This is a genomic window from Stenotrophomonas sp. STEN054, from assembly GCF_056854535.1.
Genome location: NZ_JBXFWG010000006.1, coordinates 51,772 through 69,807, shown reverse-complemented (window position 1 = coordinate 69,807; position 18,036 = coordinate 51,772). Strand labels below are relative to the sequence as shown.

Sequence of the window (18,036 nt, the reverse complement as noted above, 5' to 3'; positions counted from 1 at the left end):
AAGGGGGCGCGAAGAACGCGCCCCCGGGGTGCATGAGCGCCCACCCAGGTGGGCATCTACCGGAAATCGGTGGCCGCCGTTTGCGGCTGATTCGCGTCAGCCGCGGCTGCGCGCCGGGGCACCGTTGGCCTTGTAGTACGGCGCGGTGCTGCGGGCCAGCGGGGTGCGGCCACGGATCACGTCAGCCAGCTTCTCGGCGATCATGATGGTCGGCGCGTTGAGGTTGCCGGTGACCACCTGCGGCATGATCGAGGCATCGACGATGCGCAGGCCGTCCAGCCCGTGTACGCGGCCCTGGCCATCGACCACCGCCATCGGGTCATCGGCGTGGCCCATCTTGTTGGTGCACGAGGGGTGGTAGGCGGTCTCGGCGTGCTCGCGCACGAAGCCATCAATCTGCGCATCGGTCTGCAGCTCGCGGCCGGGCGAGATCTCGCGGCCGCTGTACGGCGCCAGCGCCGGCTGCGCGAAGATCTCGCGGGTGATGCGGATGGCCGCGCGGAACTCGCGCCAGTCCTGCTCGTGCGACATGTAGTTGAACAGGATGCTGGGGTGCACGCGCGGATCCTTGGACACGACCTGGACGCGGCCGCGGCTGGGCGAGCGCATCGAGCCGACATGCATCTGGAAGCTGTGAGCCTTGATCGGGTTGGAGCCGTTGTAATTGATGGCCACCGGCAGGAAGTGGTACTGCAGGTTCGGCCAGTCAAAGGCCTCGTCGCTGCGGATGAAGCCGCCGGCCTCGAACTGGTTGCTGGCGCCGATGCCGGTGCCCAGGAACAGCCATTCGGCGCCGATGGCCGGCTGGTTGTGCAGCTTCAGTGCCGGGGCCAGCGACACCGGCTTTTTGCATTCGTACTGCAGGTACATCTCCAGGTGATCCTGCAGGTTGGCGCCGACGCCGGGCAGGTCGTGCACAAGATCGATGTCCAGGCTGCGCAGCAGATCGGCCGGGCCCACGCCGGAGCGCTGCAGGATCTGCGGGGAGGCGATGGCGCCGCCACACAGCAGCACTTCGCGGCGGGCGGTGGCGCGCTGTGGCTGGTCGTTGTGCAGCCACTGCACGCCCACCGCACGCTTGCCCGAGAACAGGATACGGTCGGTGAGGGCGTGGGTGACGATGGTCAGGTTCGGGCGCGGCTTGGCCAGGTCCAGATAGCCGCGGGCGGTGCTGGAGCGGCGGCCCTTCGGCGTGACCGTGCGGTCCATCGGGCCGAAGCCTTCCTGCTGGTAGCCGTTCAGGTCATCGGTGCGCGGGTAGCCGGCCTGCACGCCGGCTTCGACCATCGCGGCGAACAGTTCGTTGTTGCCGGCCTTGGGGGTGGTCACCCGCAGTGGGCCATCGCCGCCGTGGTAGTCGTTGGCGCCGATGTCGCGGGTCTCGGCCTTGCGGAAGTACGGCAGGCAGTCCAGGTAAGTCCAGTCTTCCAGGCCCGGCATGCTGGCCCAGTTGTCGTAGTCCATGGCGTTGCCGCGGATGTAGCACATGCCGTTGATCAGCGAGGAACCGCCCAGGCCCTTGCCGCGGCCGCAATCCATGCGGCGGTTGTTCATGAAGGGCTCCGGATCGGTCTTGTACGCCCAGTTGTAGCGCTTGCCCTGCAGCGGGTAGGCCAGTGCAGCCGGCATCTGGGTGCGGAAGTCGAGGCGGTAGTCCGGGCCACCGGCTTCCAGCAGCAGCACGCTGACATCGGCATCCTCGGTGAGGCGGGTGGCCAGCACGTTGCCGGCCGAACCGGCGCCGATGATGATGTAGTCGTATTCGTTGGGGGTGCTCATGATGGTTCTCCTGCGGGCCGGGACGCGCGCGCGTTGCGCAGGCCTCCCGGCGGAATGTCGATCCGGCGTTCGCGCCGGGCGGCTTGCTCAGGGCGCGCTGTTCAGAACACGCTGGCGTAGTCGCCCAGTTCAACCTGGACCGACTTGATGCGGGTGTAGTGGCCCAGCGTGGACAGGCCGTTCTCGCGGCCGACGCCGGACTGCTTGTAGCCGCCGACCGGCATTTCCGCCGGTGATTCACCCCAGGTGTTGATCCAGCAGATGCCGGCTTCGAGGTGGTGGATGATGCGGTGGGCGCGGCTGATGTCACGGCTGACCACGCCGGCGGCGAGGCCGAAGGGGGTGTCGTTGGCGCGGCGCACGGCTTCGTCCTCGTCGTCGTAGGCGAGGATGCTCATGACCGGCCCGAAGATCTCCTCGCGGACGATGGTCATGTCATCGCGGCAGTCGGAGAACACGGTGGGCAGCACGTAGGCGCCCTCGGCCAGCGCGCCTTCCTCCGCACGGCCGCCACCGGTCAGCAGGCGCGCGCCTTCGGTCTTGCCGCTGTCGATGTAGCGCAGCACGTTCTGCATGTGCGGGAAGCTGACCATCGGGCCGAAGTTGGTGTCGGCGGCCTGCGGATCGCCGATGCGGATGCGCTGCACGCGCTCGACTACGGCGGCCTCGAACGCGGCCAGCATGCTGCGCGGCACGAACACGCGGGTGCCGTTGGTGCAGACCTGGCCGGAGCTGAAGAAGTTGGCCATCACCGCGATGTCGGCGGCGCGGTCCAGATCGGCGTCATCGCAGATGACCAGCGGCGACTTGCCGCCCAACTCCATGGTCACTTCCTTCAACGAAGAAGACGCGGCGGCGGCCATCACCTTCTTGCCGGTGGCCACGCCGCCAGTGAAGGAGATCTTCTCGATCACCGGGTGTTCGGTGAGCCAGTCGCCGATCTCGCTGCCCGGACCCTGCACGACGTTGAACACGCCGTCCGGCACGCCGGCTTCGCTGTAGATCTCGGCCAGCATCAGCGCGGTCAGCGGGGTCACTTCGGAGGGCTTGAACACCATCGCGTTGCCGGCGGCCAGTGCGGGCGCCGACTTCCACAGTGCGATCTGGATCGGGTAGTTCCAGGCACCGATGCCGGCGACCACGCCCAGCGGCTCGCGGCGGGTATAGAAGAAACTCGATTCGCGCAGCGGCAGCTGGATGCCCTCGATGGCGGTAGCCAGGCCGGCGTAGTACTCCAGCACGTCGGCACCGGTGACGATGTCCACCGTAGTGGTTTCTGCCAGCGCCTTGCCCGTGTCCAGGGTCTCCAGCTGGGCCAGCGCATCATTGCGTTCGCGCAGGAGGTCGACCGCGCGGCGCAGGATGCGCGAGCGCTCCATCGCGGTCATGGCGGCCCACGCCTTGTGGCCTTCGGCTGCGCTCTGCACCGCGCGGTCGACGTCGGCCTGGCTGGCGATCTGCACCTCGGCCAGGACTTGGCCATTGGCCGGGTTGATGGACTGGAAGGTTTTGCCGCTGGTGGCGTCGACGCGTCGGCCGTGGATGTAGAGCTGCTGGACGGGCAGGGCGGTCATGGGGGCACTCCTGGAAACAAAGGGGAAGGGGCTTGAGGCTGCTTATACGCCATCGGGCTGCAGCTGGAAGTCGATGTAGGCGTAGGCCAGCGCGCGGGCGGCGGCGGTGTCGAACGGGCCGCCGAGCAGGCTGCCGCGCAGCCACAGGCCGTCGATCATCGCGGCCAGGCCACGGGCGGCGTCACGGGCGCGTTCGGCCGGCAGCGCGCGGTGGAACTGATGGGCCAGGTTGGAATACAGCCGCTGGTCGTTGATGCGCTGCAGGCGGGCCAGTTCCGGCTGGTGCATGCTCGCCGCCCAGAAGGTCAGCCACACGCGCATGGCCGGGCCGCTGGTCTGGGTCTGGTCGAAGTTGCCATCGACCAGCGCGCGCAGCTGGGCCCGCGGGTCTGCTGCGGCCTTGGCGCGGTAATGAGCGAAGGCGTCTTTCAGTTCGTTGAGGATCTGCCGCATCGCGGCGTTGAGCAGGCCGGCCTTGTCGCCGAAGTAGTGGGCGACGATGCCAGTGGACAGGCCGGCTTGGCGGGCGATGGTGGCCACGGTGGCGTCGGCCAGGCCGATATCGTGAATTACCTGGAAGGTGGCCTGGATCAGCTGCTCGCGGCGGATCGGTTCGATGCCTTTCTTCGGCACGGTCTCACCTGTGCATGGGCGTTGGCCCGAGGCGGACAGTATCGCGTTTGTTGATTGAACGTTCAATCAACAAAACGTTAAAGTGGTGTATGGATGGGGGTCAGTGCCTTCTCCTGCGGAGAGGGATCCGACCCAGGGGTTAGAGGCGCAGGGCGGCTTCCAGCAGCGGGGTGGCCCACGCGGGCGTGGCCGCCAGCTGGGCGAGGTCGTCGGGCTCGGGGTACAGCACCTGGCCGTCTTCCATCTGCAGCAGCAGCTGCGGATCGGGCACGGCCTCCCCGGGGGCGGCGTCGGCGCTGTTGTCGTAGACCTGCAGCTGGGCCAGCACCGGCATCAGGCGGACGAGGTTCTGCTGGGCCAGCGGCCAGCGCCGGCGGATGTCGGCTTCGTTGATCGGATGACCACCGCGGCGCACCCGCGCCTGCACGCGGGCGATGTGCTGTTCTGGGCTGGACAGACCGCAGAACCACATCAGGACGTCGTGACTGTGGCTGGCTTCATGCAGCAGGCCGGCGATGGAATTGCCACCGAGCGTGGTCTCGAACGCGTGGTTGCGGCCCTGGTCGAGGGCATCGCGGATGCGGTTGACGCCTTCCTGCCAGGCGTGGCCGTTGGCCTCGGCCTGCGACAGGCCCGACAGCTCGCGCAGGCCACGGGCGAAGGTATCCGGGTTGAACCAGTCCAGCCCGGCCTCGCGCAGTACGTGGCCGCCCACCGAACTCTTGCCGGCGCCATTGACGCCGGCAAGGACATACAGGAACGGTCGCGACATCAGTGCCCCGTGCCGGCCTTGACCTGCCCCTTCAGGCGGGCCGGGCGGCGCAGCAGGGCGCGCGCGGCGTCACCGGCCTGCGCCTGCTGCAGCACGGCCAGGCGCTGGTCGAAGCCGGCGCGCAGTTCGGCCAGGCCCGGGGCCTGCCCGCGCAGTTCCTCCAGCGAGGATTCCAGCGCCTCGACCCGCGCCTGAAGGGCACGGTACTGCTCGATGGAGACGATGACCGCCTGCGGCTCGTTGTGGTTGGTGACCACCACCATGCGCTGGTCGCGGACCTCCTGCATGACCTTGCGCCAGTGCTCCTTCACCGACGAGGCGGTGGTGTGGGTCAGCTCGTTGATCGGGTCGAAGCGGACGGGAAGATGAAGCATGGCGGGGCTCCAGCGGGGGTATGGGCCCACATTACGCCTGTTTGATGCGAATTGCATGAATCGGGAAAAATATGAAAATGGAGCGGGTCGCAGAGACGGCCGGATCGTTGTCGATCCGGCCGTTGTCCACGTCAACCGCCGCCGGGCATGGCCCGGCGCTACCGGCTTACTTGCTGGCCAGCTGGCGCAGCACGTACTGCAGCAGGCCGCCGTGGCGGAAGTACTCGACTTCCTTCGGGGTCAGCAGCATCACCGACACCTCGAAGGTCTTCTTCGTGCCGTCGGCCTTGGTCGCGGTCACCGTGGCGCGCTTGCTGGCGCCGTCTTCCAGGCCGGTGATGTCGATCGTCTCCGAGCCGTCAAGGCCCAGCGACTGGGCGTTCTCACCGTTGCGGAACTGCAGCGGCAGCACGCCCATGCCGACCAGGTTGGAGCGGTGGATGCGCTCGAAGCTCTCGGCCACGACTGCCTTCACGCCCAGCAGCAGGGTGCCCTTGGCCGCCCAGTCGCGCGACGAGCCGGTGCCGTATTCCTTGCCGGCCAGCACCACCAGCGGCACGTTGTCGGCCTTGTACTTCATGGCCGCGTCGTAGATCGCCAGCTTCTCCGGCTGGCCACCGTTGGCCGGGTAGTACAGGGTGTTGCCGCCTTCCTCGCCACCGAACATCAGGTTCTTGATGCGGATGTTGGCGAAGGTGCCGCGGACCATGACGTCATCGTTGCCGCGGCGGCTGCCGTAGCTGTTGAAGTCGGCCGGCTGCACGCCGCGTTCCTGCAGGAAGCGGCCCGCCGGCGAATCCTTCTTGATGTTGCCGGCCGGGGAGATGTGGTCGGTGGTGATCGAATCGCCGAACAGGCCCATCACGCGTGCGCCGTGCACGTCGTCGATGCTGCCGGTCTGCATGGTCATGCCATCGAAGTACGGCGGGTTCTTGATGTAGGTGGAAGCGTCGCTCCATTCGTACAGGTTGCCGTCCGGCGAGGCGATGGTGTTCCAGCGGCTGTCACCCTTGAACACGTCTGCGTAGTTCTGCTTGAACATCTCCGGGCCGATGGTCGCGGCGATGACGTCGCCGATTTCCTTGTTGCTCGGCCAGATGTCGCGCAGGAACACCGGCTGGCCATCGCTGCCGGTACCCAGCGGCTGGGTGGTCAGGTCGATGTCGGTGGTGCCGGCGATCGCGTAGGCCACCACCAGCGGCGGGCTGGCCAGGTAGTTCATCTTCACTTCGGGGTGCACACGGCCCTCGAAGTTGCGGTTGCCCGACAGCACTGAGGTGACCACCAGGTCGCCCGTGGCGATGCCGGCGCTGACTTCGGCCGGCAGCGGGCCGGAGTTGCCGATGCAGGTGGTGCAGCCGTAGCCGACCACGTAGAAGCCGATCTTCTCGAGCTCCTTCAGCACGCCGGCCTTTTCCAGGTAATCGGTGACCACGCGCGAGCCTGGGCCGAGCGAGGTCTTCACCCACGGCTGGCGGTTCAGGCCCTTGGCGGCCGCGTTGCGGGCCAGCAGGCCGGCGCCGATCATCACTGCCGGGTTGGAGGTGTTGGTGCAGGAGGTGATGGCGGCGATGACCACCGCGCCATCCTTCAGGCGGACCTTGCGCCCTTCGGTCTCGATGTCCGCATAGCCCTTGGCCAGCTGTTCGTTGCCGACGGCTGCGCCACCGCCTTCGTTGACAAAGGTGGACACATCGGCGCTGCGCTTGTCACGGTTGGCGGCGAGGCCGACCAGCGATTCGCGGTAGTTCTTCTGCACGTCTTCCAGCAGCACGCGGTCCTGCGGGCGCTTGGGGCCGGCCAGCGAGGGCTTGACCGTGCCCATGTCGAGTTCCAGCGTGGTGCTGTACTGGGCCGGCGCGCTGCCCGGTTCGTGCCACAGGCCCTGGGCCTTGGCGTAGGCCTCGACCAGGTTGATCTGCTCGTCGCTGCGGCCGGACAGGCGCAGGTAGTTCAGCGATTCGTGATCGATCGGGAAGATGCCGCAGGTGGCGCCGTATTCGGGCGCCATGTTGCCGATCGTGGCACGGTCGGCCAGCGGCAGGTGCTGCAGGCCGTCGCCGTAGAACTCGACGAACTTGCCGACCACGCCGAGCTTGCGCAGCATCTGGGTGACGGTCAGCACCAGGTCGGTGGCGGTGGCGCCCTCGGGCAGCTTGCCGGTCAGCTTGAAGCCGACCACTTGCGGAATCAGCATCGAGGAGGGCTGGCCAAGCATGGCCGCCTCGGCCTCGATGCCGCCCACGCCCCAGCCGAGCACGCCGATGCCGTTGATCATCGTGGTGTGGCTGTCGGTACCGAACACCGTGTCGGGGTAGGCCACGGCGCGGCCATCCTGGTCGGCGGTCATCACCACGCGGGCCAGGTTTTCCAGGTTCACCTGGTGGACGATGCCGGTGTTGGGCGGCACCACCTTGAAGTTGTCAAAGGCCTTTTGGCCCCAGCGCAGGAAGCCGTAGCGTTCCTGGTTGCGCTGGAATTCGATCTTGCCGTTGAGGTCCAGTGCGTCGGGCTTGCCGAACACATCGACCTGCACCGAGTGGTCGATGACCAGTTCGGAGGGGATCTGCGGGTTGATCTGCTCGGGCTTGCCGCCCAGCTTGACCACCGCATCGCGCATGGCGGCCAGGTCGACCACGCAGGGGACGCCGGTGAAGTCCTGCAGGACCACGCGCGCGGGCATGAAGGCGATTTCGGTATCCGGCTCGGCGCTGGGCTGCCAACGCGCCACCGCTTCGATGTGGTCGGGGCCGACGGTGGCGCCGCCGTCCTCGTGCCGGAGCAGGTTCTCCAGCAGGATCTTCATCGAATAGGGCAGGTGGGAGATGTCGAAGCGCTGGCCCAGCTTGGGAAGGCTGAAGTAGTCGTAGGTCTTGCCGCCGACGTCCAGCTGGCTGCGGGTGGAGAACGAATCGCTCATGCGGGATGACTCCTCTTGCGGATGGCTTGCACCGGCCCGTTCGGAAGTGGGCCTGCTTGCGGTCGCCGCGGGCCTAGTGGCCCCGGTCGTCCCAGTATGAATGCGTTCACGTGGGGCGGGGTAAGCCTGCGGCATCGGGTCCAGATTACAGGGGCAGGTGTATGGCGTATGTCACGGATGTGGCGGATCCTTTGCGGTGCAAGGGCTGGAGTACCCCTGGCCGGGTTCAGGGTGGAAGTATGCCCGGCAAAGTATGTATAATCTGTGCATACCGAAGAGGGCCTACCCATGGAAGCGACTGTTGCAGAACGCGGACAGATCACTCTGCCCAAGGCAGTGCGTGACGCGCTGGGCCTGACGAAGGGCACCCAGCTGAAGGTCGAGCTGGAGGGCAGCCGGATCATCCTGCGCAAGAGTGTGGACGACGCCATTTCACGGGCGCGTGGCAAGTTCGCGCTGGATGGCTTCGAGTCGTCCGAAGCGGCCGTGCGCGCGGTGCGCGACGAGGAATAAGCCGTGATGATCGCCGTCGATTCCCCGGTCCTGGTCGAACTGCTCAGCAACGGCCCGCAGGCCGATGCGGTGGAAGCCATCCTGCGGCAGAGCCTGGTCGGCGGCCGCGTGGTGGTCTGCGGCGCGACCCTGGCCGAAGTCTGCGCCTCGCTGCGCGGCGGCGCCGAGGTGCTGGAAGCACTGGAAGAAATGGGCGTGCACTTCAATGCGCTGGAGGCCAAGTCGGCCCTGCGCGCCGGCGAGATGCACCGCCGCCACCGCCAGCGCAGCGGCAGCCGCCGCAGCCTGGACGAATTCATGGTCGGCGCCCACGCACTGCTGCAGTGCGATGGCCTGATCACCTGGAACGACACGTTTTACCGCGACTACTTCAAGGGCCTGAAGCTGATCGTGCCGCAAGCCTGAGCCCATCTTTTTTTCAACCTACGCATTACCCGGGAGTTGTCATGTTGGAAGCCTACCGCCACCACGTCGCCGAGCGCGCTGCGCTTGGCATCCCGCCGCTGCCGCTGAGCGCGCAGCAGACGGCCGATGTCATCGAACTGCTGAAGAACCCGCCGCAGGGCGAGGCCGAGTTCCTGCTCGACCTGCTGACCCACCGCGTGCCGGCCGGCGTCGACGATGCTGCCAAAGTCAAAGCCTCGTACCTGGCGGCCATCGCCCTGGGCAGCGAGCAGAACCCGCTGATCAGCCGCGAGCGCGCCACCGAACTGCTGGGCACCATGCTCGGCGGTTACAACGTCGCCCCGCTGGTGCAGCTGCTGGACGATGCGGCCATCGGCACCATCGCCGCTGACGGCCTGAAGAAGACCCTGCTGGTCTTCGATGCCTTCCATGACGTGCAGGAAAAGGCCAAGGCGGGCAATGCCAACGCCCAGTCCGTGCTGCAGAGCTGGGCCGATGCCGAATGGTTCACCAGCAACCCGGAAGTGCCGCAGAGCCTGACTGTCACCGTGTTCAAGGTACCGGGCGAAACCAACACCGACGACCTGTCGCCGGCCCCGGACGCGACCACCCGCCCGGACATTCCGATGCACGCCCTGGCGATGCTGAAGAACAAGCGCGACGACGCGGCGTTCACCCCGGAAGAGGACGGCAAGCGCGGTCCGATCCAGCAGATCCTGTCGCTGAAGGACAAGGGCCACCTGGTGGCCTACGTGGGCGACGTGGTGGGTACCGGTTCTTCGCGCAAGTCGGCCACCAACAGCGTGCTGTGGTGGACCGGCGATGACATTCCGTTCATCCCGAACAAGCGCGCCGGCGGCGTCTGCCTGGGTGGCAAGATCGCCCCGATCTTCTACAACACCATGGAAGATGCCGGCGCCCTGCCGATCGAGCTGGACGTTTCGCAGATGGAGCACGGCGACGTGATCGAGCTGCGTCCGTACGACGGCAAGGCACTGAAGAACGGCGAAGTGATCGCCGAGTTCGAAGTGAAGAGCGAAGTGCTGTTCGACGAAGTGCGCGCCGGTGGCCGCATTCCGCTGATCATCGGCCGCGGCCTGACCGGCAAGGCGCGTGAAGCGCTGGGCCTGGCCCCGACCGATCTGTTCCGCCTGCCGGTGCAGCCGGCCGACAACGGCAAGGGCTTCTCGCTGGCGCAGAAGATGGTCGGCCGCGCCTGTGGGCTGGCGGAAGGCCAGGGCATGCGCCCGGGCACCTACTGCGAACCGAAGATGACCTCGGTCGGCTCGCAGGACACCACCGGCCCGATGACCCGTGACGAGCTGAAGGACCTGGCCTGCCTGGGCTTCTCGGCCGACCTGGTGATGCAGTCGTTCTGCCACACCGCCGCGTACCCGAAGCCGGTGGACGTCAAGACCCACCACACCCTGCCGGAGTTCATCTCCACCCGTGGCGGCGTCTCGCTGCGCCCGGGCGACGGCGTGATCCACAGCTGGCTCAACCGCATGCTGCTGCCGGACACTGTCGGTACCGGTGGTGACTCGCACACCCGCTTCCCGGTGGGCATTTCGTTCCCGGCCGGTTCGGGCCTGGTCGCCTTCGCTGCTGCCACCGGCGTCATGCCGCTGGACATGCCGGAATCGGTGCTGGTGCGCTTCAAGGGCCAGATGCAGCCGGGCGTGACCCTGCGTGACCTGGTCAACGCGATCCCGCTGTACGCCATCAAGTCGGGCCTGCTGACCGTGGCCAAGGCCGGCAAGAAGAACATCTTCTCCGGTCGCATCCTGGAAATCGAAGGCCTGCCGGAACTGAAGGTCGAACAGGCGTTCGAACTGTCCGACGCCTCGGCCGAGCGTTCGGCGGCCGGTTGCTCGGTGCGCCTGAACAAGGAACCGATCATCGAGTACCTGACCAGCAACATCACCCTGCTGAAGTGGATGATTGCCGAGGGTTACCAGGATCCGCGTTCGCTGCAGCGCCGTATCGAGAAGATGGAAGCCTGGCTGGCCAACCCGGAGCTGCTGGAGCCGGATGCAGACGCCGAGTACGCCGCCGTCATCGAGATCGACCTGGCCGACATCCACGAGCCGATCGTGGCCTGCCCGAACGACCCGGACGACGTGAAGACGCTGTCTGAAGTCGCTGGCGCCAAGATCGACGAAGTGTTCATCGGTTCGTGCATGACCAACATCGGTCACTTCCGTGCTGCTGCGAAGCTGCTGGAAGGCAAGCGCGACCTGCCGACCCGCCTGTGGGTGGCCCCGCCGACCAAGATGGACGCTTCGGAGCTGACCAAGGAAGGCGTGTACGGCACCTTCGGCGCCACCGGCGCACGCATGGAAATGCCGGGCTGCTCGCTGTGCATGGGCAACCAGGCGCAGATCCGCGAAGGCTCCACCGCGATGTCGACCTCGACCCGCAACTTCCCGAACCGTCTGGGCCGCAACACCAACGTGTACCTGGGTTCGGCCGAGCTGGCCGCGATCTGCTCGCGTCTGGGCCGCATCCCGACCAAGGAAGAGTACATGGCCGATGTGGGCGTGATCGCCCAGAGCGGTGCGGAGATCTACCGCTACATGAACTTCGACCAGATCGAGGAATACCAGGACGTGGCCAGGACGGTTGCGGCCTGATGCGGTAGTGCCGGCCGCTGGCCGGCAGCCCGTTGAAACGAAGAACCCCCGGTGAAAACCGGGGGTTTTTTGTGCGCGGCATCCGCTACTGCACGGTCCAGTCCGAGCTGCCTAGCAGCCGAAGGCCGTCGATCAGCACGTTGCCGCGCTTGCCGGAGACGTCCATTTCGAACCACGGCAGTGCGTCATGGCGGAGCGGACGCACATAGGCCTGGCGGCGGGTGCGGTCGAATTCGATGTAGTAGCGGCGTTGCATGTTTGGAGGCTGCGGAATCGATAGGCCTTTCCAGCTGACGTTGACCGCGCCAGGATCCTCGCGGCCGACCAGCGTCAGCGTGAAAACCACGTCCCCCTGGCCCTCGAAGTAGAACAGATCGCCGCTGGCGCTTGCCGGTACCAAGGGCAGTGACAACAATACGGCCGCCAGCGCGGCCTTCCAGTTCCTTCTGATCATGCGCGGTCTTCCTTGTGCAGTGCTGCCATCAAAGCACACTGTAGCGCCCAGCCGATGCTCGGCGGCTTGTTGGTCCGATCGGGCAGCCAAGCGTGGGCTCGGCTCTACACTGGCGTCGGTCAGCCGAGCGCAGGCTTGGCTCAACGGATGGCGCCCCCACGCGGGGGTCAGCGATATCGGAACGGCCAGGCGTCCGGCCCATCGCTGCTGCGTTCGGCGCAGACGTCGCGGAAGGTCTGCAGGAACGCCTGCTGCGGACGCGTGGGGTGCCAGTCGGCGCGGGTGGTCAGGCCGATGCGGCGGCGCAGGGCGCGGCCGGCCAGGCCCAGTTCGGCCAGCAGGCCGGCCTGGCGTTCGATCAGGAACTGGTCGCGTGACATCAGGGTCAGCCAGTCATCCTCCAGCAGCAGGCCGCGGGTGATCACCAGCGAACCGCATTCGATGCGCAGCACCGGTGGCTCGTGGCCGTTGTCGCGGAACATCCGCTCCCAGCGTGCACGCACCGGCGCACCGGTGGCCGGGATCACCCACGGATAGTCCAGCAGTTGCTCGAAACGCCACGGCAGCTGCGCGGCGAGAGGATGATCGGCGCGGCCGACGATGACCGGATCATCGTCGAACAGGCCCTCCTGCACCACGTCGGGCACCGCGCTGAGGTCGCGCATGGCACCGACCAGCAGGTCCAGGCTGCCTTGGCGCAGGTCGGACAGCAGCTCCGAGAACGGGCCTTCCATCACGTTCACTGTGGCGCCCGGCCAAGCGCGTGCGAACCGGGCCAATGCCTGCGGCAGCAGCAATGCCCGCGCCAGCGGCATCACCCCGATGGCCAGTCGGCCGCCGTGCTGGTCGCGGGTGGCGGCCAGTTCGTCCAGGCCGGTGGCCAGCTCGGACAGTGCCAGGCGGACCCAGCGCAGCAGACGGGTGGCGGCGGGCGTGGCCAGCAGGGCCTTGCCACGCCGCTGCAGCAGGGGAACCTCGATCACCGCCTCCAGTTCGCGCACCGCGCGGTGCATGGCCGGCTGCGAGATACCGGCGCGCGCTGCGGCGAGCGTGAAGCTGCCCGCGCTGTCCACTGCGTTGAGGGCGCGCAGCTGGCTCAGCGTCAGTCGCCGTTCGATGGTGGTCAGCGCCGGCAGCCGCGCCGCACGCCGGGCCGCGCGTACCCCACGGGCGAGGTAGGCGAGGGCGCGTTCGATGCGCGGGGCCAGCAGGCGCGTCGCTTCGGTGGCGACCATGCCGCCGGGTTGGCGGTCGAACAGCGGCACATCCAGCTGACGTTCCAGCCGCGCGATGGCCTGGGTAAGCGCCGGCTGGGACAGGTTGATGTGCGGTGCGGCCGCGCTGATGCCGCCATGCGCGTGCACCGCTACCAGCGCGTGCAGGTGCTTCAGGTTCAGCTCGGGCAGTCCATTCATGCCACAACTATAACCAGATTGAATGGGGCGGACGAAAAACGATCTTGAGGGGTATGCGCGACGGGGGACAGACTGCGCCATCGCCAACGAAGGATGGATGGATGTCCCGCGTCATCACCCGCATCGAGCGCGCCGAACCGGCGCTGATCCAGTCACTGGCCGGGGCCGGCGTGGCCACCGTGCATGAGGCACAGGGTCGCAGCGGTCTGCTGCACCCGCGGCTGCGGCCGATCTACAGCGGCGCGCGCATCGCCGGCAGTGCGGTCACCGTTTCGGTGCCGCCGGGCGACAACTGGATGATGCACGTGGCCATCGAGCAGATCGGTGAGGGCGACATCCTGGTGGTGGCACCGACCAGCGACTGCACCGATGGCTACTTCGGCGACCTGCTGGCGACCTCGGCGCAGGCCCGTGGCTGCCGCGGCCTGATCATCGATGCGGGCGTGCGCGATGTGCGCGAGCTGACCGCGATGGGCTTCCCGGTGTGGAGCCGCGCGGTGCACGCGCAGGGCACGGTGAAGGAGACCCTGGGGTCGGTGAACGTGCCGCTGGTCTGCGGAGGTGCTTTGGTGAACGCAGGTGACGTGGTGATCGCCGACGATGACGGCGTGTGCATCGTGCCGCGCGCCGATGCGGCGCGGGTGGCCGCCGAAGCGCAGGCACGTGAAGCACGCGAGGCCGACAAGCGCGAGCGTTTGGCCCGTGGCGAACTCGGCCTGGACATCTACGCCATGCGTGAGCGCTTGGCCGCCAAGGGCCTGCGCTATGAATGAGGGCGTGCGCGCGATGTGGATGCGCGGAGGCACGTCCAAGGGCGGGTTCTTCCTCGCCCAGGACCTGCCGGCCGATGCAGCTGCGCGTGATGCCTTCCTGCTGCGTGCCTATGGTTCGCCGGACGTGCGCCAGATCGACGGCATGGGCGGCGGCGACCCACTCACATCCAAGGTTGCCGTGGTTTCGCCCTCGCAGCGCGAGGATGCCGACGTGGATTACCTGTTCCTGCAGGTGTTCGTCGACCAGGCGCTGGTGAGTGACGTGCAGAACTGCGGCAACATGCTGGCCGGCGTGGGGCCGTTCGCGATCGAGCGCGGCCTGGTGGCGGCGCGCGATGGGGTGACCGAGGTGCGCATCTTCATGGCCAATACCGGCACCCTGGCAACGGCCAGCGTGCAGACGCCAGGCGGTGTGGTGAGCTATGCCGGTGACGCGCGCATCGACGGCGTACCGGGTACCGCCGCATCGGTGCCACTGGCCTTCGAGGACACCGCGGGCTCCAGCTGCGGCACGCTGCTGCCGACCGGCAACACGGTGGACGTGATTGACGGTGTGCAGGCCACCCTGATCGACAACGGCATGCCTTGCGTGGTGCTGCGCGCGTCCGACCTGGGCATCAGCGGGTACGAGGACCGCGCCACGCTGGATGCGGACGAGGCCTTGAAGGCCCGCCTGGAGGCGATTCGCCTGCAGGTGGGGCCGAAGATGAACCTGGGCGACGTTGCGGGGAAGTCGGTGCCCAAGATGATGCTGGTGGCGGCACCGGCCAATGGCGGCGCGATCTGCGTGCGCTCGTTCATCCCGCACCGCTGCCATGCGTCCATCGGCGTGCTGGGTGCGGTGACGGTGGCGACGGCCTGCCTGCTGCCGGGCTCGCCGGCCCATGCACTGGCCCGGTTGCCGGGCGGGCAGATACAGACCCTGGCGGTGGAGCACCCCAGCGGGGCCACGGCCTGCGTGATTGAACTGGACGATGACGGCCAGGTGGCCCGCGCGGCCATGCTGCGCACCGCACGGAAGCTGTTCGACGGCGAACTGTTCGACTGAACAGGCAGCGCCTTTCTATTCTCTGCGACCTGGGAGGGTTGTTATGACCGTGGTAGGGAAGCGGCCGGGCCGCTTTGGAATCTTTGGCCAGTTGTGGTTCCAGGTGCTGGCCGGCACCGTGATCGGTGTGCTGCTGGGCTGGCTGCAGCCGGACCTGGGTTCGGCGATGAAGCCGCTGGGTGATGGCTTCATCAAGCTGATCCGGATGATGATCGGGCCGATCATCTTCGTCACCGTGGTGCACGGCATCGCGGGCATGCGTGACATGCGCAGCGTGGGTCGGCTGGCGCTGAAATCGCTGATCTATTTCGAGGTGATCACCATCCTCGCGTTGATCGTCGGCCTAGTGGCGGTGGATCTCTGGAAGCCCGGTGCCGGCATGAACATCGATGCGGCGACGATCGATATGGCCAGCATCCAGGGCTATGTGCATACCGCCCATGACCAGTCGATCGTGGCCTACATCATGGCCATCATCCCCAACACCTTGGTCAGCGCCTTCACCGAGGCGCACGTGCTGCAGGTGCTGTTCGTGGCCGTGCTGTTCGGCGTGGCCCTGGCCGCCGTCGGCGAGCGCGGCAAGCCGGTGATGGACGTGATCGAGAGCGCCTCCGGTGCGCTGTTCAAGATCATCGGCTACATCATGTACGTGGCGCCGATCGGTGCGTTTGGTGCCATCGCCTTCACCGTGGGCCAGTTCGGGGCCGCCTCGCTGCTGTCGCTGGGCGAGCTGATCATCGAGTTCTTTGTGGTCTGCGGGCTGTTCACCGTGCTGGTGCTGGGCACCGTGTGCTGGTGGACCGGGGCCAGCCTGTGGCGCCTGCTGGGCTACCTGCGCGATGAGATCATCATCGTTGCGGCCACCACCTCCACCGAAACGGTGCTGCCGCGCCTGATCGAGAAGATGAAGAAGCTTGGCTGCGAGGAGGGCGTGGTCGGTTTCGTGATTCCCGCCGGTTATTCGTTCAACCTGGATGGCACCTGCCTGTACCTGACTACGGTGGCGATCTTCCTGGCCCAGGAGACCAATACCGAACTGACCGTGTGGCACCAGCTGGGCCTGATCGCCGTGCTGCTGCTGACCTCCAAGGGTGCGGCGGGCGTGGCCGGTGCGGCGTTCGTGGTGCTGGCGGCAACCCTCGGCACCACCGGCACCATTCCGGTGGCCAGCATCGCCTTGATCCTCGGTATTCACCGCATCCTGGCCGAAGGCCTGACCTTCGTGAACCTGATCGGCAACGCCATCGCCGTGCTGGTGATCGCCAAGTGGGAAGGCAAGCTGGATGAAAAGACCATGGCCGCGCAGATCGGCACCCGCCGAACCCGGCAACGCCTGCTCGGCGTGCAGCCCGCCTGAGGCAATGGCCTGAGTCCTGACGGCCACTGCGGTGGCCTCCACTGAATGCATCACCCTGGCGTCGACGGTGCCGGGAAGGGAGAGAACATGTCGCAGTTCCTGCGTACCCCGCTGTACCTGCTGCTTGCCAGCGTTCTGGCAACACCGGCTTTCGCCGCTGAGCGCGGCTTCCCCGAGGGCATCGACCTGACCCTGGACCTGGTCGGCAACGTGGTCCACAACCCGGTGGGCGGTGTCGAACAAGGCACCGAAGGTTCGTACTGGGTGATGGCCCAGTCGAAGTTCGACTTGGACACGCTGTTCGGCGTGCATGGCACCGAGGTGGATGCCCAGTGGGCGTGGTTCGCCGGGCGCAACCTGGCGCGCGAGAAGATCGGCAATTCGATCAGCGCGCAGCAGACCTGGCGGCCGGTAGCCGGCGGCCGCTTGACCCGGCTGACCCTTCGTCACCGCTTCGACAATGGCCTGAGCATCATCGCCGGCCGTGCGCCGGTGAACAGCTACTTCAACAACTCGCCGCTCAACTGCGTGTTCATGAGCAACGCGTTGTGCCTGACGCCTTACGGCGCGATCACCGACCTGGGCATCACTGCCTACCCGAATTCGTCCTGGGCTGGCCTCGTGCGCTACGACGTGAATGACCGCTGGTATGCGCAGGCGGGCGTGTTCGATTACAACAACGAGCTGAACAAGGCTGGCAAGAACGGCCTGGACTTCTCGGTGGGCGAGGGCACCGGCACCATCAGCGCCTACGAAGTGGGCTACCAGACGTCTTTCGCGAATGATCGCCTGCCGCGCACCTACCGCGTCGGCATGTACCGCAACAGTGATGGTGGCAAGAGCTCGTACTTCGATGCCGATGGCAACTCGGCGGCGCTGAGCGGCAAGCCGACGGCCGTGCAGGACGGCGCGCGCCTCGGCGTGTATGCGATGGGCGACCAGACCGTCTGGCGCGGCAAAGGCAAGCGCAACCTGGCCCTTTTCGGGCGGGTCTACGTCAATACTGGTAACGAGGCGCCGGTCGATCATTTCGTGTCGGCGGGCTTCGTCAAGACCGGCACTTTCGCCGGTCGCGACGAGGACACCCTGGCCATGTTCGTCTCCAACACACACTTCAGCGATGAACAGATCGGCTTCCTGCGTGACCGCCGCAGCCGTCACGGCGGTACGGGTGCACCGCATGCCGACGAAATCATCACCGAGCTCAGCTACGGCTGGGCGGTGAAGAAGGGCATCCGCCTGATGCCTAACCTGCAGTACGTCATCAACCCCGACCCGATCTACGCGCCCACGCGCACCACCAGCATCCCCGACGCGCTGATTGTCGGCCTGCGCGTGGATGTGCATTTCGCCCAGCTGTTCGGCTGGTGATCCATCGCCCCAGGA

Annotated in this window: 15 protein-coding genes; 7 read left to right on the top strand and 8 right to left on the bottom strand. The window is 67.0% G+C overall.

Annotated features, from left to right (window positions below):
* Positions 1 to 96: 96 nt before the first annotated feature.
* From betA to acnA, 6 genes are all read right to left on the bottom strand, one after another.
* Positions 97 to 1,779: a choline dehydrogenase gene (betA, locus tag AC1VXD_RS03765; RefSeq protein ID WP_482990902.1), complete on the bottom strand. Its 1,683-nt coding sequence runs from the start codon at positions 1,777 to 1,779 to the stop codon at positions 97 to 99.
* A gap of 101 nt (positions 1,780 to 1,880) precedes the next feature.
* Positions 1,881 to 3,353 (bottom strand): betaine-aldehyde dehydrogenase, encoded by a 1,473-nt coding sequence (gene betB, locus AC1VXD_RS03760; protein WP_482990901.1) that lies wholly within the window; start codon positions 3,351 to 3,353, stop codon positions 1,881 to 1,883.
* Positions 3,354 to 3,395: 42 nt separating this feature from the next.
* Positions 3,396 to 3,986, bottom strand: coding sequence for a transcriptional regulator BetI (gene betI / locus AC1VXD_RS03755; protein WP_482990900.1), 591 nt, complete (start codon positions 3,984 to 3,986; stop codon positions 3,396 to 3,398).
* A 139-nt stretch (positions 3,987 to 4,125) separates the two neighbouring features.
* Positions 4,126 to 4,758 carry an ATPase gene (locus AC1VXD_RS03750; protein WP_482990899.1) on the bottom strand — a complete coding sequence of 211 codons (633 nt, stop codon included), beginning with the start codon at positions 4,756 to 4,758 and terminating at the stop codon, positions 4,126 to 4,128.
* Positions 4,758 to 5,132, bottom strand: a complete 375-nt coding sequence (locus AC1VXD_RS03745; RefSeq protein ID WP_108765059.1) for a type II toxin-antitoxin system Phd/YefM family antitoxin — start codon at positions 5,130 to 5,132, stop codon at positions 4,758 to 4,760. The genes AC1VXD_RS03750 and AC1VXD_RS03745 overlap by 1 nt, the downstream gene beginning before the upstream one ends.
* Before the next feature lie 166 nt (positions 5,133 to 5,298).
* Positions 5,299 to 8,052, bottom strand: a complete 2,754-nt coding sequence (gene acnA / locus AC1VXD_RS03740) for an aconitate hydratase AcnA (RefSeq protein ID WP_482990898.1) — start codon at positions 8,050 to 8,052, stop codon at positions 5,299 to 5,301.
* 288 nt (positions 8,053 to 8,340) lie between these two features.
* Between acnA and AC1VXD_RS03735 the strand changes: the two genes are divergently transcribed.
* From AC1VXD_RS03735 to acnB, 3 genes are read left to right on the top strand one after another with little or no spacing between them, the layout of a single operon-like run.
* Entirely contained in the window at positions 8,341 to 8,565 is a 225-nt protein-coding gene (locus AC1VXD_RS03735; protein WP_482990897.1) for an AbrB/MazE/SpoVT family DNA-binding domain-containing protein, read from the top strand.
* A 6-nt stretch (positions 8,566 to 8,571) separates the two neighbouring features.
* The gene (locus AC1VXD_RS03730) at positions 8,572 to 8,970 is read left to right on the top strand and encodes a type II toxin-antitoxin system VapC family toxin (protein ID WP_049458027.1); all 399 of its coding nucleotides are present in this window, start codon (positions 8,572 to 8,574) and stop codon (positions 8,968 to 8,970) included.
* A 41-nt stretch (positions 8,971 to 9,011) separates the two neighbouring features.
* Entirely contained in the window at positions 9,012 to 11,603 is a 2,592-nt protein-coding gene (acnB, locus tag AC1VXD_RS03725) for a bifunctional aconitate hydratase 2/2-methylisocitrate dehydratase (RefSeq protein ID WP_482990896.1), read from the top strand.
* 85 nt (positions 11,604 to 11,688) lie between these two features.
* Here acnB and AC1VXD_RS03720 read toward each other — a convergent pair whose 3' ends face one another.
* Positions 11,689 to 12,057 carry a hypothetical protein gene (locus AC1VXD_RS03720; RefSeq protein ID WP_482990895.1) on the bottom strand — a complete coding sequence of 123 codons (369 nt, stop codon included), beginning with the start codon at positions 12,055 to 12,057 and terminating at the stop codon, positions 11,689 to 11,691.
* Positions 12,058 to 12,224: 167 nt separating this feature from the next.
* Positions 12,225 to 13,472, bottom strand: a complete 1,248-nt coding sequence (locus tag AC1VXD_RS03715) for a LysR family transcriptional regulator (protein ID WP_482990894.1) — start codon at positions 13,470 to 13,472, stop codon at positions 12,225 to 12,227.
* A gap of 101 nt (positions 13,473 to 13,573) precedes the next feature.
* Between AC1VXD_RS03715 and AC1VXD_RS03710 the strand changes: the two genes are divergently transcribed.
* The 4 genes from AC1VXD_RS03710 to AC1VXD_RS03695 all read left to right on the top strand — a co-directional run bounded on the left by AC1VXD_RS03710 (position 13,574) and on the right by AC1VXD_RS03695 (position 18,021).
* Complete coding sequence (locus AC1VXD_RS03710) at positions 13,574 to 14,245, top strand: 4-carboxy-4-hydroxy-2-oxoadipate aldolase/oxaloacetate decarboxylase (RefSeq protein ID WP_482990893.1); 672 nt, start codon at positions 13,574 to 13,576, stop codon at positions 14,243 to 14,245.
* Positions 14,238 to 15,293, top strand: a complete 1,056-nt coding sequence (locus AC1VXD_RS03705; RefSeq protein WP_482990892.1) for a 4-oxalomesaconate tautomerase — start codon at positions 14,238 to 14,240, stop codon at positions 15,291 to 15,293. Before AC1VXD_RS03710 ends, AC1VXD_RS03705 begins: the two co-directional genes overlap by 8 nt.
* Positions 15,294 to 15,336: 43 nt before the next feature.
* The gene (gene dctA, locus AC1VXD_RS03700) at positions 15,337 to 16,650 is read left to right on the top strand and encodes a C4-dicarboxylate transporter DctA (RefSeq protein ID WP_482990891.1); all 1,314 of its coding nucleotides are present in this window, start codon (positions 15,337 to 15,339) and stop codon (positions 16,648 to 16,650) included.
* Between the two features lie 87 nt (positions 16,651 to 16,737).
* The gene (locus AC1VXD_RS03695; RefSeq protein ID WP_482990890.1) at positions 16,738 to 18,021 is read left to right on the top strand and encodes a carbohydrate porin; all 1,284 of its coding nucleotides are present in this window, start codon (positions 16,738 to 16,740) and stop codon (positions 18,019 to 18,021) included.
* Positions 18,022 to 18,036: the final 15 nt, after the last annotated feature.